Source organism: Allosalinactinospora lopnorensis (assembly GCF_000981225.1).
Lineage (GTDB): Bacteria > Actinomycetota > Actinomycetes > Streptosporangiales > Streptosporangiaceae > Allosalinactinospora > Allosalinactinospora lopnorensis.
Window position 1 is genome coordinate 1 of record NZ_LAJC01000097.1, and the last position, 13,995, is coordinate 13,995.

The 13,995-nt window shown below is 70.7% G+C and carries 14 protein-coding genes; 7 read left to right on the top strand and 7 right to left on the bottom strand.

Annotated features, from left to right (window positions below; all coding sequences use genetic code 11):
* Positions 1–134 precede the first annotated feature (134 nt).
* Together VS93_RS23940 and VS93_RS23945 are read left to right on the top strand one after the other, a co-directional pair.
* Positions 135–512, top strand: a complete 378-nt coding sequence (locus VS93_RS23940) for an ArsR/SmtB family transcription factor (RefSeq protein WP_046472129.1) — start codon at positions 135–137, stop codon at positions 510–512.
* A complete protein-coding gene (locus VS93_RS23945) occupies positions 509–1,429 on the top strand; it encodes a permease (RefSeq protein ID WP_046472130.1) in 921 nt (306 codons plus the stop codon). Before VS93_RS23940 ends, VS93_RS23945 begins: the two co-directional genes overlap by 4 nt.
* A 56-nt stretch (positions 1,430–1,485) precedes the next feature.
* Here VS93_RS23945 and VS93_RS23950 read toward each other — a convergent pair whose 3' ends face one another.
* The 3 genes from VS93_RS23950 to VS93_RS27340 form a co-directional block, all read right to left on the bottom strand.
* On the bottom strand, positions 1,486–1,968 hold the full coding sequence (locus tag VS93_RS23950) for an N-acetylmuramoyl-L-alanine amidase (protein WP_338022790.1): 483 nt from the start codon (positions 1,966–1,968) through the stop codon (positions 1,486–1,488).
* 254 nt (positions 1,969–2,222) lie between these two features.
* Entirely contained in the window at positions 2,223–3,650 is a 1,428-nt protein-coding gene (locus tag VS93_RS23955) for an APC family permease (protein ID WP_046472132.1), read from the bottom strand.
* A 211-nt stretch (positions 3,651–3,861) separates the two neighbouring features.
* Positions 3,862–4,461, bottom strand: coding sequence for a peptidoglycan-binding domain-containing protein (locus tag VS93_RS27340; RefSeq protein ID WP_052745961.1), 600 nt, complete (start codon positions 4,459–4,461; stop codon positions 3,862–3,864).
* Positions 4,462–4,989: 528 nt separating this feature from the next.
* Here VS93_RS27340 and VS93_RS23965 point away from each other — a divergent pair.
* On the top strand, positions 4,990–5,823 hold the full coding sequence (locus VS93_RS23965; RefSeq protein WP_046472133.1) for a phosphosulfolactate synthase: 834 nt from the start codon (positions 4,990–4,992) through the stop codon (positions 5,821–5,823).
* A gap of 89 nt (positions 5,824–5,912) precedes the next feature.
* Here VS93_RS23965 and VS93_RS23970 read toward each other — a convergent pair whose 3' ends face one another.
* Positions 5,913–6,830: a fumarylacetoacetate hydrolase family protein gene (locus VS93_RS23970; protein WP_046472134.1), complete on the bottom strand. Its 918-nt coding sequence runs from the start codon at positions 6,828–6,830 to the stop codon at positions 5,913–5,915.
* A 222-nt stretch (positions 6,831–7,052) separates the two neighbouring features.
* Between VS93_RS23970 and VS93_RS23975 the strand changes: the two genes are divergently transcribed.
* Entirely contained in the window at positions 7,053–8,375 is a 1,323-nt protein-coding gene (locus VS93_RS23975) for an enolase C-terminal domain-like protein (protein WP_046472135.1), read from the top strand.
* 18 nt (positions 8,376–8,393) lie between these two features.
* Positions 8,394–9,143 carry a FadR/GntR family transcriptional regulator gene (locus VS93_RS23980; protein ID WP_052745962.1) on the top strand — a complete coding sequence of 250 codons (750 nt, stop codon included), beginning with the start codon at positions 8,394–8,396 and terminating at the stop codon, positions 9,141–9,143.
* 24 nt (positions 9,144–9,167) lie between these two features.
* Here the strand turns inward: VS93_RS23980 and VS93_RS23985 are convergent, their stop codons facing one another.
* The 3 genes from VS93_RS23985 to VS93_RS23995 form a co-directional block, all read right to left on the bottom strand.
* Positions 9,168–9,458 carry an LUD domain-containing protein gene (locus VS93_RS23985; RefSeq protein ID WP_162231712.1) on the bottom strand — a complete coding sequence of 97 codons (291 nt, stop codon included), beginning with the start codon at positions 9,456–9,458 and terminating at the stop codon, positions 9,168–9,170.
* Positions 9,459–9,690: 232 nt separating this feature from the next.
* Entirely contained in the window at positions 9,691–11,172 is a 1,482-nt protein-coding gene (locus VS93_RS23990; protein ID WP_052745964.1) for a lactate utilization protein B, read from the bottom strand.
* Positions 11,169–11,930 (bottom strand): (Fe-S)-binding protein, encoded by a 762-nt coding sequence (locus tag VS93_RS23995; protein ID WP_046472142.1) that lies wholly within the window; start codon positions 11,928–11,930, stop codon positions 11,169–11,171. Before VS93_RS23995 ends, VS93_RS23990 begins: the two co-directional genes overlap by 4 nt.
* Before the next feature lie 219 nt (positions 11,931–12,149).
* Between VS93_RS23995 and VS93_RS24000 the strand changes: the two genes are divergently transcribed.
* Together VS93_RS24000 and VS93_RS24005 are read left to right on the top strand one after the other, a co-directional pair.
* Positions 12,150–12,713: a TRAP transporter small permease gene (locus VS93_RS24000; protein WP_046472136.1), complete on the top strand. Its 564-nt coding sequence runs from the start codon at positions 12,150–12,152 to the stop codon at positions 12,711–12,713.
* 3 nt (positions 12,714–12,716) lie between these two features.
* Positions 12,717–13,995, top strand: a 1,279-nt coding sequence (locus VS93_RS24005) for a TRAP transporter large permease (RefSeq protein ID WP_046472137.1), incomplete at its 3' end; no start/stop codon positions are given.

The window sequence follows — 13,995 nt, forward strand, 5'->3', positions numbered from 1 at the left end:
TGAGCGTCCCGGCGGTCCGTTCGCCCCCAGCCGCCGGTTCGCGGCAGCCCCCGGAGCCCGGTTCCGCGCTGCCGTGCTCACTCGTCGACCGTGGGCTTGCGGGCGGATCTTTCATCGTTTATCGTCGATGAACGATGAAAGATTTGATCGGCCACGAGACGGCCGCGGTCTACGCGTCCTGGTTCCGGTGCCTGGCCGAGCCGACCCGGCTGCGGATCCTGCACGCACTGGCGTGCGCGCGGCGGCCGATGCGCGTGGGCGAGCTCGCCGAAGCGGTCGGTGTGGCGCAGTCGACGGTGTCGGTCCACCTTAGGCGGCTGCTCGACGACGAGTTCGTCCTCGTGGAGCGGATCGGTACCGCGAGCTGGTTCACCCTCAACGAGTCCTGTATCGAGCAGTTCCCTGCTGCGGCCAAGCAGGTCATGGGATCTCTCACCGGCTACGCGCCGGCGCCCGCGTCGGCCGTGCCGCCGTGGCGCGAACGCGCCGGAGGACCGGCGGGCCCGGCATGACAGCGCTGCTCGGGCAGTTCGCGGCCCTGTTCGCCGCGATGCTGGTCCTGTTCGCCGCGCTGACCGTGCTGGTGACCCTGCTGACCCGGCGGATCGGGGAGTCCCGGTTACGGGGCTGGCTGGGGGGAAACGCGGCGGTCGCCCCGCTGAAAGGGCTGGTGGTCGGGGCTCTTACGCCTTTCTGTAGCTGGTCGACGGTCCCGGTGCTGCTCAGCCTGCTGCGCGCCCGGGTGCGGCTCTCCGCTGTCGCGGCCTTCTACCTCGCCTCACCGGTACTCGACCCCGTGCTCATCGTGGTGCTGGTCGTGCTTTTCGGGATGCCGGCGGCCGTCGCGTTCACCGTCTTCGTGGGGGCGGCGACACTGGCGGGAGCGGTGCTGGCCGAGCGGTTCCGTCTGGACCGCCTGCTCCTCGAACGGGCGCGGGTGCCGGCCGGTGCCGGAGGCCGCGCGGACGACGACCGCACCGGGGATCCGCCATGGCGGGGGTGGAGCCGGGAGGGGCGCGGGGCGCTGGACGTCGCCCTCGGACACGTGCGCGTACTCCTCATACCGCTGGCGGTGGCCTCTGCCATCGGTGTCGCGATCGCCGGCGCTGTCCCGCGGGAGCTCGTGATCGACCTCGCCGGCCCGGACCGGGTCTTCGCCGTGCCCGTGGCCGCGCTTCTCGGCGTGCCGTTGTACCTGCCGACCGAGGCACTCGCCCCACTGGGCTGGGCGCTGCGCGACGCGGGCGTCGGCGTCGGTGCCATCTTCGCGCTGGTGATCACGGCGGCAGGGCTGAGCCTCCCGGAGTTCGGCCTGCTCGCGGGGATCGTCCGCGCCCGGCTCATCGCCGGGCTCATCGCCCTGGTCACCGTTATCGCCGTCGCGGGAGGTCTCCTTATCCCGAACCTCGCGGTACTTCTCGGAGCCTGAGGACGCCGGAACGTACGCGGACCGCCCCCGGGGCGGCGGTGAAGCTCCTATAGATGTCAGTCGACCGGCATACCGTTGTGCAACCACGAGTGCAGGTCGTCGCCGGGGCAGGAGGTGGGGTTGACGTCGCGGTGCCCCCTGCGGGTGAGGGTCTTCCCGCCGAGCCGGTTGGCCTCGTTGTAGAGGGCGGCGATCGTGGTCTTCGCGGCGTCTGAGGCGTCCCCGTCCGACCCGATGAAGCACACCCCGATGCCGGACGTGTTGTGGCCAACGGCGTGCGCCCCTACCGTGAGCCAGCCGCGGCCCTCGTACGCGTTGCCTTCGACGTCGACGAGGTAGTTGTACCCGATGTCCGCCCACCCGTTGCCGTCCATGTGGTGGTCCTGGATCTGCCTCGGGGTCTGGCCGGTGGGGCCGGCGGAGTAGTGCACGATGAACTCGGTCCGGGCGTCCCAGGTGGTGCCCTGCCGGGAGACGGGCGGCCGGGCGTTCCAATCCGACCGGCTGATGATGTCGACCATGGGGGGATCTCCAATCACGGCGGTGCTCGATCGCGTGTACGGGGCACGCGATCGCCCGTATTGTCACCAAAGGAATACCCTGTGTGACGCTGCCGGGAACCGGGGGCACCTGGCCGGTGCCGGACATCCGCGGCACGTATCGCCGCGATGCCCGGCGCCGTGCTGATCGTCCCCGCCGTGCTCCAGCGGCGTTTCGCTCCCGTACACCTCCGGTGAGAAGAGGGAACGCGCTCTCTGGACGGGTCCCGCCGCGGGGACTCCGCGCCCCGGCGCTAGGAGTCCGTTCCGGGCCGCCGGCGGCCGCGCACGGCGGCGACGAGCCGGTCCTCGGCGTCGGCACCGGGATGGACCCGGGGCAGCCGCCAGATGAGGACGGCCCCGATGACCCACCAGGCACCGACGATGCCCCACTCGTAGGGCACGACCAGGGCTGACGGCATGCCGGGAAGGTACAGCACGGCCAGCCCGAGGCTGAGGGCCAGGGCGAGGACGCCGACGACCGGTCCGGCGGGGGTGCGGAACGGGCGCTCCATGTCCGGCTCCCGGCGTCGGAGGACGAGGAACGTCAGGGTCACCATGATGTAGGCGACGACGATGTTCGCGCTTCCGGCGTTGACCAGCCAGGTCAGCATCTCTTCGCCGAACAGCGGAGCAAGCACCGACAGCCCGCCGATGACCAGGAGAGCGTTTCCGGGCGTTTTGAACCTGGGGTGCAACCTGCCCAGCCACTCCGGGAGCATGCCCGACCTCGCCATGGCGTAGGCGAGCCGGCTTGCCCCCACGATGAACGCGTTCCAGCTGGTCAGGATGCCCGCGATACCGCCGAGGACGAGCACGTTGCCCATGGTCTGGCTGTTCCAGAGGGCGGCCATGCCGTCAGCCGAGGCGAGGTCGGCGTCCAGCAGGTCCGACCGGGAGAGGGCGGAGCTCACGGTGAGCATGATCAGGATGTACCAGGCGGTCGCGCAGGCCACGGAGATCACCAGGATCCGTCCGACCTGGCGGTAGGGCAGGTTGACCTCCTCCGCCGACTGCGGAATGACGTCGAAGCCGACGAACAGGAAAGGCGTCGCGACGAGGACGACGAGGAATCCTCCGACGCCGGCCTCGAAGAGCGGGCTCATCTGCTCGGTGGACCCGCCCACGACCGACCCCAGGGCCAGGAGCACGCCGACCCCGAGCAGGAACAGCACGGCGATGGTCTGGAAGACGGCCGCGGGGCGGATCCCGGCGTAGTTCAGCGCCGTTATCGCGACGGCGGCCGCGATCCCCACCGCCGCCCACGAGGCGTGGACCTCGTAGCCGGCCACGGTCCACAGGTAGCCGGCCTTCATATCGGGAAAGAGGTAGAGGACGGTCTCGGGCAGGGCCACGGCCTCGAAGGCCACTACGGCGAGGTAGCCGAGGAGTATCCCCCATGAGGCCACGAAGCCGCCGCGAGCGCCGAGACCGCGCAGTGCGTACTGGTGCTCGCCGCCCGCCTTCGGCATGGCGGAGACCAGTTCGGCGTAGGTGAGCCCCACGAGCCCGACGATGGTGCCGCCGATGAGGAAGGCCAGCGCGGCGCCCAGGCTTCCCGCGCTGTCCAGGAAGTCACCGGTGAGGACGACCCAGCCGAACCCGATCATCGCACCGAAGGACAGCGCGAGAATGTCCCCCCGCCCCAGTACCCGGATGAACTCAGTGCTGCCTTTGGCCATGGGAGCGCCTCCGTGCCCGTGCGGCTGATCGTGACCTATGCCACACCACTAGTGTGTGCGGCGGGACCGGTCAAGGGGCATCGGAGCCCGGGCCTCCGGAATCAGGCCCGCTCACGCGGAACACCCGGCCGGGGGCACCTGGCCGGGCTTCCAGCGGCCGCGGTGCGGCGACTCCCGGAGTCCGGTCGGCAGCGCGGAACCTGACCGGTCGTCACCGGTGATCGGCGCCTCCCTCGCTGTTGTCCGCTTCCTGGGCGCCGTAGGCGTACATGGCCCGGAAGGTGAGGGGGCCGATGATCCCGTCGGCGTCGATCCGCTTCCTCTTTTGGAACATCGTGACCGCGTTCTCGGTGGCGGGACCGAACCGGCCATCGGGGCTGAGATCGTAGCCCAGGTCGTACAGCGACCACTGGAGCCCGGTGACCAGGTCTGATCGGGGGTCACCCTGTCGCACGAGGCCGATGTCGTCGGACAGTCGCTCCCACGTTGGGGTGTCGACGTCGCCGGTGGCGGAGAGGCCGCGGTCGGACTGGTAGGCCTCGACGGCTTCGGTCAGCTCCGCGGTGAACTCCAGTTCAGGCTCCCCGTCGAAATGGCCGGTCTGGTTCAGGAAGAACCCGATCGCCACAACCCGGTAACCGGTGGTGCCCTCCTCCAGTTCGACCCAGGGCTGCTCCTGGACGGAGACGGCCACATGGTCCGGTGTCCTCGGTCCATCGGCGGAGGCCGGCGCGGCGGCCGCACCGCCGGCCGCGAGCGCGATCGCGGCGGCAGCGGCGGTACCCAGGGCCGTTCGGCGCTTCGTGCGCAAGGGGTGCTCCCTTTCTTGTCGGCTGACGTGACCGTTGGGAGGACGCGCATATAGGCGGCGGGGTTGGCTGAATTCGGCGACGAATTTTCCGGAATTTCACCAGTGCGGTATCGCGGTGCGGTGCGGCGCAATTGCTTTGCAACGGGTTTACGTAAAGGAGGGCCGGTTTCCGTCGACGATGCGGAACCGGATCCATGGGACCGCTGCTGTGCCGCGGGACCCATGTTCTCCCCGGTCGCGATGATGGAGGGTGTTCGGGTGACTCTATTCGCCTCCCCGGTGGAAGCGGATTCCGCGTGGCGTGCAATGTGGTCGGCCGTCGAGGGGCCGGAAAATTCCGGGACGCGGAATCGCGGTGCTCCGGCGGTCGGCGTTGCACTTTATGCTTTTTGTCCTGCGGATTCCCGTTTCTCGGGGCGGGGTGCCGAAAAGGGATTTCCCTGCCACCGGGCCTTTCAGGGCGGAGGTTCGTGGGCAGCGGGTCACCGGAGGACGGATGTCCGAGACGAGTCGGAACGGAGGCGAGCCATGGCTACCACCGCTTTCTCCTTCATCCCGCGCGCCGCACGCGAGGACAAGCCGCGCAGTCGGGGGGTCACCGAGATCCGCGGCCCGTACTACAGCACCTACGGCGAGCGGCACCTCGCGGACGTGCTCGACACCGCAGGGCAGTGGGTCGACGGGGTCAAGTACGCCGGCGGCTCCTTCGCGCTCATGCCGCCCGAGGCCGTGCGTGCCATGAACGACCTCGCCCATGAGCGTGACGTCTACGTGTCCAGCGGCGGCTGGATCGAGACCGTGCTGCGGCACGGCCCCGATGCGGTCGACCAGTACCTCCGGGAGGCCAAGGACCTCGGCTTCGACGTCATCGAGCTCAGCACCGGGTTCATCAGCCTGCCCGTGGACTCCCTGCTGCGTCTCGTCGAGCGGGTGCGCAAGTTCGGGCTGAAGGCCAAGCCCGAGGTCGGGATCCAGTTCGGTGCCGGAGGCGACACCCCGGCGGCGGAGCTGGCGGCCGAGGGGACCAAGGACGCCGGGGATCTCATCGCTCGGGCCGAGGCCGGCCTCGATGCCGGCGCCGAGATCATCATGGTCGAGTCGGAGGGCATCACCGAGAACGTGCCGGAATGGCGCACCGATGTGGTCGCCCGGATCATCAACCGGCTCGGCCTGGAGAAGGTCATGTTCGAAGGGGCCGACCCGGCGGTGTTCGAGTGGTACGTCAAGAATTACGGCAACGAGGTCAACCTCTTCGTCGACCACAGCCAGGTGCTGCAACTGGAGGCGCTGCGGCAGAACATCTGGGGCACGAAGAGCACATGGGGCCGGATCCACAACATCGGGAACAGCGCGGAACAGTGAGCGCGGACCCGCCCGCCACGGGCGCGCGTCCGCGTCGGCCCCTTCCCGGCCGGGGCGGCCTGCCGCCCCGGCCGGGAAGCCGGCCCGGATCAGGCGCGCTGCCGGGCCGCCGGGCGTTCGCGGGTCCCGGTCAGCCAGTCCAGGCCGTCCAGCCCGCGCACCACCGGGTTGCTCAGCTCGCCCACCGCGCTGATGTCGATGTCGACGGTGTCGCCTTCGGCCAGGGTGAAGTCCATATCGGGCACGATGCCGGTACCCGTGGCCAGCACCGCCCCGTCGGGGAACGGCTGGGAGCGGTAGAGGTAGCCGACCAGTTCGGCGGGGTCGCGCCGGAGCGCGTTCAGTGACACCTGCCCGGAGAACACGCACCCGCCGGCGCGCTGGATGCGCATCCGGATGTGCTGGGCGGCGAGGTCGGCGACCTGCCAGGCGGGGGTGATCTGCGAGCCGATGGCGCAGCTGCCGGCGTAGACCTTGGCCTGGGGCAGGTACAGCGCGTTCTCGCCCTCGATGGAGCGCGAGCTCACATCGTTGCACACGGCGTATCCCACGATCTCGCCGTGCGCGTTGACCACCAGCGCCAGTTCGGGCTCGGGCACGTCGAGCGTGGAGTCGGCGCGGACGGCGATGGGCTCGCTGTGGGTGACCACCCGCCAGGCCACGGCCTTGAAGAACAGCTCGGGTCGGGCCGCGGTGTAGACGTGGTCGTAGAGGTCGTTGCCGTCGCTCTCCTCGTTGCGGGCCTCACGGGAGCGTTCGTAGGTGACCCCGCTGGCCCAGATCTCGGTGTGGCCATCCACCGGTGGAAGCGGCGTCACGTCGGCGGTCCTGTGCGTGGCCGGCCGTCCCCCGTGCCGCTCGACCCGCTCGCGTAACCGATCGAGCGGCAACCGCAGCAGATCGGCCACGCGTTCCACGCCGTCCAGCGCCCGGATGCCCTCCCGGCCGTTCCGCAGGCCGATACGGACGGCGCCGTCGGTGTCGGCGAATCGCACAATCCCAGCCACAGTCTCTTTTCCTCTCCTCGTGCGGTTACCGTGCGCGCACTGGCACATCGGACCAGCGAACAGGCCAAGACATCTGATGAATTGCTCTAGCGCTGGATCTCTGGCCGTCATTCTTGGTGAAATTCGGTACGAGTCTTCTCAATACATCAGATGTCTTTTACGATCAGGGGCATCGACCGGACTCACCAGCGCCCCGGCCCGGCGCGGATTTGGAGGCTGCCCGTGACAGCGCGCATCACCGAGGTCGAAACCATCGACATCCGATTCCCCACCTCCCGGCGGCTCGACGGCTCCGACGCCATGCAGGCAGCGCCGGACTACTCGGCGGCCTACGTGGTGCTGCACGCGGACGATCCCGCCGTCCCCGAGGGGCACGGCTTCACGTTCACGATCGGCCGCGGCACCGAGCTCGCCGCGCATGCGGCGGCCGTGGTCGGCGAGCGGGTCAAAGGGCTGGCCGTGGACGAGATCGTGGGCGACCTCGGCGGTTTCTGGCGGCACCTCACCGGGGACAGCCACCTGCGCTGGCTCGGTCCCGACAAAGGGGTGATCCACCTGGGGACAGCGGCCGTGGTCAACGCGGCCTGGGATCTCGCCGGCAAGCTCGCGGGCAAGCCGGTGTGGAAGCTGCTGGCGGACCTCGGCCCGGAACAGATCGCGGACCTCGTCGACTGGCGGTACCTGCGCGACGCGCTGACCCCGGAACAGGCGATCGACCTGCTCCGCCGGAAGCGGCAGGGCCGCGCTGAACGCGAGGCGCACATCCGCGCGCACGGCTACCCCGCCTACACCACGAGCGCCGGCTGGCTCGGCTACGACGACGACAAGCTGGCCCGGCTGTGCCGCGAGGCCGTCGAGGCGGGGTGGGACTCCGTCAAGCTCAAGGTCGGTGCCGACCTCGACGACGACCGGCGCCGCTGCCGGATCGCACGCGACGTCATCGGCCCCGACCGGCGGCTGATGATCGACGCCAACCAGGTCCTGGGCGTCGAGGAGGCCGTCGTCTGGCACGCCGCGCTCGCGGAGTTCGACATCTGGTGGTTCGAGGAGCCCACCAGCCCCGACGACGTGCTCGGCCACGCCGCCATCCAGCGCCGGATCGCTCCCACGCACGTCGCCACGGGGGAGCACGCCCACAACGCGGTGATGTTCAAGCAGTTCCTGCAGCAGGGCGCGATCGGCGTCTGCCAGATCGACGCGTGCCGGCTCGCCGGGGTCAACGAAGCGGTCGCCACCCTGCTGCTCGCCGCCGCCCACGATGTCCCCGTGTGCCCGCACGCCGGCGGGGTCGGGCTGTGCGAGCTGGTGCAGCACCTCTCGATCTTCGACTACGTCGCCGTCAGCGGGTCGCTGCAGGACAGGATGGTGGAGTACGTCGACCACCTGCACGAGCACTTCGCCGACCCGGTCCGGGTCAGCGGCGCGCGCTACCTCGTTCCGGAAGCCCCCGGGTACAGCTCGCGGATCAGGCGCGAGTCGCTGCGCCACTACGCCTACCCGGAAGGGGCCGCGTGGTCGGCACCCGAAGGCGCGCACGCCCGGTGAGATGAGATCCTCTGAGCCATGCCAAGGCGAAGCGACGGCCGGAGCGGTCCCCCGTTCGGGGACCGCCCGGGCGGCAGCGGGGTGGTCGACGAGGCCATCGACCGGCTGAAGCGCCGGATCGAGTCCGGGGAGTTCCCGCCGGGGCACCGGCTGCCGCCCGAACCGGTCCTGGCGAACGAGCTGGAACTGTCGCGGCTGTCCCTGCGCGAGGCGGTGCGGGCCCTGGCGCTGGCCGGTGTGCTGGAGGTGCGGCACGGGGCGGGCACCTTCGTCACCGACCTTCGTCCCGACCGGGTGGTCGAGGCCATCGGACGGTTCCTGGAACTCGCCGACGACGACGGGGTGGTCGAGCTCCTGGAGTGCAGGCGCGTCGTCGAGCCGGGCGCCACGGCGCTGGCCGCCACCCGCATCACCGACGACCGGCTGTCGGCGCTGCGCGGGCGCATCGACGAGATGCGGGCCATGCGCGATCCCGAGGAACTGGTCCGCGCCGATCTGCGCTTCCACGCGGACATCGTGGCGGCCGCCGGGAACGCCACACTCGGGGCGCTCGCGTCCTCGGTGGCGCAGCACACCGCCCGCGCCCGGGTGTGGCGCGCCCTGGTCGCCGAGAACGTCGCGGCCCAGACCCACCAGCAGCATCTGGACATCCACACGGCCCTGTGCCGGCGCGACAGCATGGCGGCGTTCGTCGCCGCGACCCAGCACGTCCAGGCCGTGGAGGACTGGGTGGTCCGGCGTCTCCCCGACCCCTCGGAGCGGCCGTGAGCCCGCGCGTGGCCGTGCCATCGTTCAGTCCGGCTCCGAGTCGGGGAACAGCGCCACGTGTACCGTTCCGGGGCCGTGCACGCCGCGCACCAGCTTCATCTCGATGTCGCCTGACCTGCTGGGCCCCGTGATCAACTGCATGTTCGACGGTGTGGGGTGCAGTGCCGCGAACGCCTCGATGACCTCGGTCAGGTTGCGCAGGACCCGGCTGTGCGGCACGAGCGCGATGTGCGTGGGCGGCACCAGCGAGGTGCTGCGCGGGGTCCGGGCCGAGGCGGCGAGCGCCAGTGTCCCGGTGGTCGCGGAGGCGGCCACCACCCTGTGATCCCGAACTCGGCGGTCCACGGGTCGCCGGTGATGTCCAGCCCCTCGGTCAGCTCGGGGAAGGCGACGTCGGCGTCGACCACCGCGGGGGAGCCGCCCACGAGCCCGGCCGCCCGCCCTGCCGCCGCGGCCCGGTCGACGCACCGGTGCACCGAGACCTCCACCTCCTTGAGGGCCCGGACGAAGGTCTCGACGTTGGGCGCGGTGCTCGCGCCGGTGCCGGTCATGCGCGTTTCCTCCGCCAGGCGCGGAAGGCGCCGACGCGGCGCAGCGGCGGGAGCGCGCGGGTGCGGGTCCACACCCGCGCCCCGGGAAACCGGCTGAGGAGGCGCTGTCCGAGGATCCGGTCGGCGGCGCGGACCGCCCGCAGCGACATCCGGTAGACCAGGGGTCTGGTCCAGGCGGCCGCCCACGCCCGCCAGGCCAGCCGTGCGGCCCGCCCGCCCCTGCGGTCGCGCTCGTAGTCGGCGCGCAGGTCCACCAGCATGTCCGGCAACGGGATCTTGACGGGACAGACGTCGTAGCATTTCCCGCACAGCGACGACAGGAACGGGAGCTGCCGGTGCTGCGCGCCGTCCGCCAGCAACGGGCTCAGGACCGCGCCGATCGGACCGCCGTAGACGGCGCCGTAGCCGTGCCCGCCGCCCATGGTCCGGTAGACCGGGCAGGCTCCCTGGCAGGCGCCGCACCGGATGCAGGCCAGGACCTCCTCGTAGCGGGTTCCCGGCAGCCTGGTACGTCCGTTGTCCAGGATCACCAGGTGCAGCCGCTCCGGCCCGTCGGCCTCCCCTTCGCGGCGCGGCCCGGTGACCATCGTCTGGTACACCGTGAGGGTCTGCTTCGACGCGGCGTGCGCCAGCAGGGGCAGCAGCGTGGCGAGGTCGGTGAAGCGCGGGATCACCTTCTCCACGGGCATGACGGCCACGTGCACGCGCGGTTGCGAGGTGACCATGCGCCCGTTGCCCTCGTTGGTCATGAGGGTGAGCGTGCCGGTGTCGGCCGCCGCGAAATTGACCCCGGATATCCCCATATCGGCGGTGCGGAAGTCCTCGCGCAACCGGTCCCTCGCGAGAGAGGCCAGCGCGTTCGGGTCGTCGGCGACCGGTTCGCCGGCCGCCTGGCCGAACAGTTCGGTGACGTCGGCCTGCGCCTTGTGCACGGCCGGGGCGATGATGTGGCTGGGTCGTTCGTCGGCCAGTTGGACGATGTACTCGCCGAGGTCGGTCTCGACGACCTCGATCCCCTCCTCCTCCAGGTGCCGGTTGAGATGCAGCTCCTCGGTGGCCATGGATTTGGACTTCACGACCATGGACACGCCGTTGTCCCTGGCGATCCCGGCGATGATCGCGCGGCCGTCGGCCGGGGTGGCCGCGCGGTGCACGACTCCGCCGTTGGCCTCGACCCGGCCGGTGAGCTGCGCCAGGTACCCCTCAAGGTCGGCCAGTGTCTCGCGGCGGATCGCGGCGCCGCGCTCGCGCAGCTCCGCCATTTCCGGCGACCAGCCCGGTCCGTTCAGTTCCCGGTCCAGACCGACGAGCCGTTCGGTCGTCTGCGCGCTGCCGGGGGCGCTCAGCGCACCCGCGGCGAGGACCGGCAGCGGGATGGCGCCCGGCGGGTACTCCGGCGCCGCCCACTCCGGGCGGCGCGGCCGTACCCGCTCCCGCCCGTTCAGCGCGCGGGAGCGCCCGTGGGGCGTGCCGCTCATCTGAGCTCTCCTTGTCCGCGGGAGGCGGCCAGGGCGTCGCGCAGCAGTTCGGCGATGTGCCGGGGCGCGGGTGCGGCAGCGGTGCGGGCCCGGGCGCGCCCGCTCAGGTGCAGCAGGCATCCCGCGTCGGCGGAGACGAGGTAGCGCGCCCCGGTGGCCTGTCCCTGGTCGAGTTTCCGGTCGGCCATGGCGGTCGAGACCTCGGGGAACTTCACCGAGAACGTGCCGCCGAACCCGCAGCAGATGTCCGGGTCGCGCATCTCGCACAGGCGCACGCCGCCGATCCCGGCGAGCACGTCCCGCGGCGCCTGCCGTTCGCCGAGGTTGCGCAGCATGTGGCACGAATCGTGGTAGGTGACCGTGCCCTGCTCGGTGTCCTCAAGGCGCGGCCGCAGCTCCTCGCCGTATGCGGCGACGAACTGGGTGAACTCCCAGGTGCGCGCGAAAAGCGCGCTCGCCCGCCGGCGCCACTCGCCGTCGAGTATCCGCTCGTAGTGGTGCCGCACCATGCCGGCGCACGACCCGGACACGGTCACCACCGCGGGGAACGGCTCGAAGGTCGCCACCCAGCAGCGCGCCATGGCCGCGGCCTCGCGGGGGAAGCCGGAGTTCAGCGCGGGCTGGCCGCAGCAGCTCTGACCGGCGGGGACCTCGACGGTCACCCCCATCTGCTCCAGGACCTCGACCGCGGCCCGGGCGGGGCCGGGAGCCGCGAGGTCGCCGACGCAGGTAGCGAACAGGGCGACACGGTCCGGCATCTCCGACACCCTGTGTACATCATGCTGTACGTCGACCATGATGCTGAACGTAACATTCGCGGACTGATTCGTACATCGCGGGCGGTGGGAATCTTGACCTGGGTCACACTCCGGGCCTACCGTCCTCTTCGAAATACTGTCTACCGTTCCATATGTTGAACATAATTTTCCCGAGCGATACACCCGTGTGAACCCCGGACATAGGGCGGTGCCCCGGAAATGACATCGACAGATCCTGATTCGGACGAGGAACCGGAGCCGCTGGGGTTCGTTGAGTCCCGCTCCCGGACCATGCGGCTGCTGATGCGGGCGGAGCGCATCCTCGCGGTGGCGCTCCTCGCCGCGCTCTTCGGTCTGGTCGTCTTTCAGGTCGTCAGCCGCTACCTTCTCGGCGCGCCACTGGTCTGGACCGAGGAGCTCGCGCGCTACACGCTGGTCTGGCTGACGTTTCTCGGCGCCGGCCTGATCATGGCGCGGAGGAGGCACATCACCGCCAGGTTGTTCAGCCACCTTCTCGGCCCGCGTTCCACCGCCGTCCTGGAGATCACCGCGAACCTGGTGGTCATCGGGGTGAGCGCCCTGCTGGTGGTCGCCGGCTGGCAGTTCGCGAGCACCCTGGCACGCGTGGACTCGCCGGCCGCCGGACTCTCCCTGGGGTGGGTCTACGGCGCGAGCGTGCTCGGCTTCGCCCTGGTCTGCCTGCACGCGTGCGTGAACACGGCCGTCGCGTGGCGCCATCCCGAGACGCTGCGCGACGACGCCGCTCTGGCGGAGGGCGCGTGACCCATGACCGCACTGCTGATGGCGACGGCCGTCCTCGTCCTCATGCTCGCCCGGGTCCCGGTGGCGTTCGCCCTGGCCGCACCGAGCATCGGCTACCTCCTCCTCACCCCTGATGTGACCCTGACCGCGGCGCTGCAGCGCATCACAGCGGGGATCGACGTCTTCCCGCTGCTGGCGGTCCCGCTGTTCATCCTCACCGGAGCGGCGGCGACGTCGGCCGGGGTGACCGACCGGCTGTTCACCGCCGCCGAGAAACTCCTCGCCCGGATCCGCGGCAACCTCGGCTACGCCAACGTGTCGGCGAGCCTGGTCTTCTCCTGGATGAGCGGCGCCGCCATCGCCGACGTCTCAGCACTGGGCAAGATGCAGGTGAACGCCATGGTGCAACGCGGCTACAGCGAGCGCTTCTCCGTCGGGCTGAGCGGCGCCTCGGCGCTGATCGGCGGGATCATGCCGCCGAGCATCCCCGCGATCATCTACGCCACCACCGCCGGCGTCTCCGTCGGCGCGCTGTTCGTCGCCGGCATCATCCCCGCCCTGCTGATCTTCGTGGCGCTGTGCGCGACGGTGTACCTCCGCGTCCGCAAGGAGCCCGACCTGAGGAGCACGGAGGTGCCGACCGCGGAGAAACTGCGGGCCCTGCGGGCCGCCTTGCTCCCTCTGGGCGCACCGGTGATCATCCTGGGCGGCATCCTCAGCGGGATCTTCACCCCGACCGAGGCCGCGGGGGTGGCGGTGGTCTACGTCCTGCTGCTGGCGCTCATCTACCGGCGGCTGACCTCGCGCCGGCTGTACCGCATGGCGCTGGCGACCGCGGAGACGACCGGGGCGATCATGCTGATCGTCGGCGCCGCCTCACTGTTCGGCTGGGTGCTGACCCGCGAGCAGGTTCCGCAGACGGTCGCCGGATCCCTGGTCACGGTGACCGACGACCCGTTGCTCTTCCTGGTCCTCGTCAACCTGCTGATGCTGGTCGTGGGCATGGTCCTGGAACCGACGGCGGCGATCCTCGTCATGGTCCCAGTGCTGCTCCCGGTGGCGCAGGCGTTCGGTCTGGACCCGCTGCACTTCGGCGTCTTCATGATCCTGAACTTCATGATCGGGCTGCTGACGCCGCCGATCGGGTTGGTGATCTTCGTGCTGAGCACCGTGACCCGGATCCCGGTGCACCGGGTGACCCGGGGAATGGCGCTCGTCCTGGTGCCGCTGGTCGCGACGCTGGTGCTCATCACGTTCGTCCCGGCCCTCAGCCTGTGGCTGCCGAGCGTGTTGGGGTACCTGT

Excerpts from the sequence above, each read along its gene's own strand:
- VS93_RS23980 (WP_052745962.1), top strand. The coding sequence starts at position 8,394 with ATGCCAAGGCGAAGCGACGGCCGGAGCGGTCCCCCGTTCGGGGACCGC.
- VS93_RS23995 (WP_046472142.1), bottom strand. The coding sequence starts at position 11,930 with ATGCCGGACCGTGTCGCCCTGTTCGCTACCTGCGTCGGCGACCTCGCG.
- VS93_RS23945 (WP_046472130.1), top strand. The coding sequence starts at position 509 with ATGACAGCGCTGCTCGGGCAGTTCGCGGCCCTGTTCGCCGCGATGCTG.
- VS93_RS24000 (WP_046472136.1), top strand. The coding sequence starts at position 12,150 with ATGACATCGACAGATCCTGATTCGGACGAGGAACCGGAGCCGCTGGGG.
- VS93_RS23955 (WP_046472132.1), bottom strand. The coding sequence starts at position 3,650 with ATGGCCAAAGGCAGCACTGAGTTCATCCGGGTACTGGGGCGGGGGGAC.
- VS93_RS23940 (WP_046472129.1), top strand. The coding sequence starts at position 135 with ATGAAAGATTTGATCGGCCACGAGACGGCCGCGGTCTACGCGTCCTGG.
- VS93_RS23990 (WP_052745964.1), bottom strand. The coding sequence starts at position 11,172 with ATGAGCGGCACGCCCCACGGGCGCTCCCGCGCGCTGAACGGGCGGGAG.
- VS93_RS23965 (WP_046472133.1), top strand. The coding sequence starts at position 4,990 with ATGGCTACCACCGCTTTCTCCTTCATCCCGCGCGCCGCACGCGAGGAC.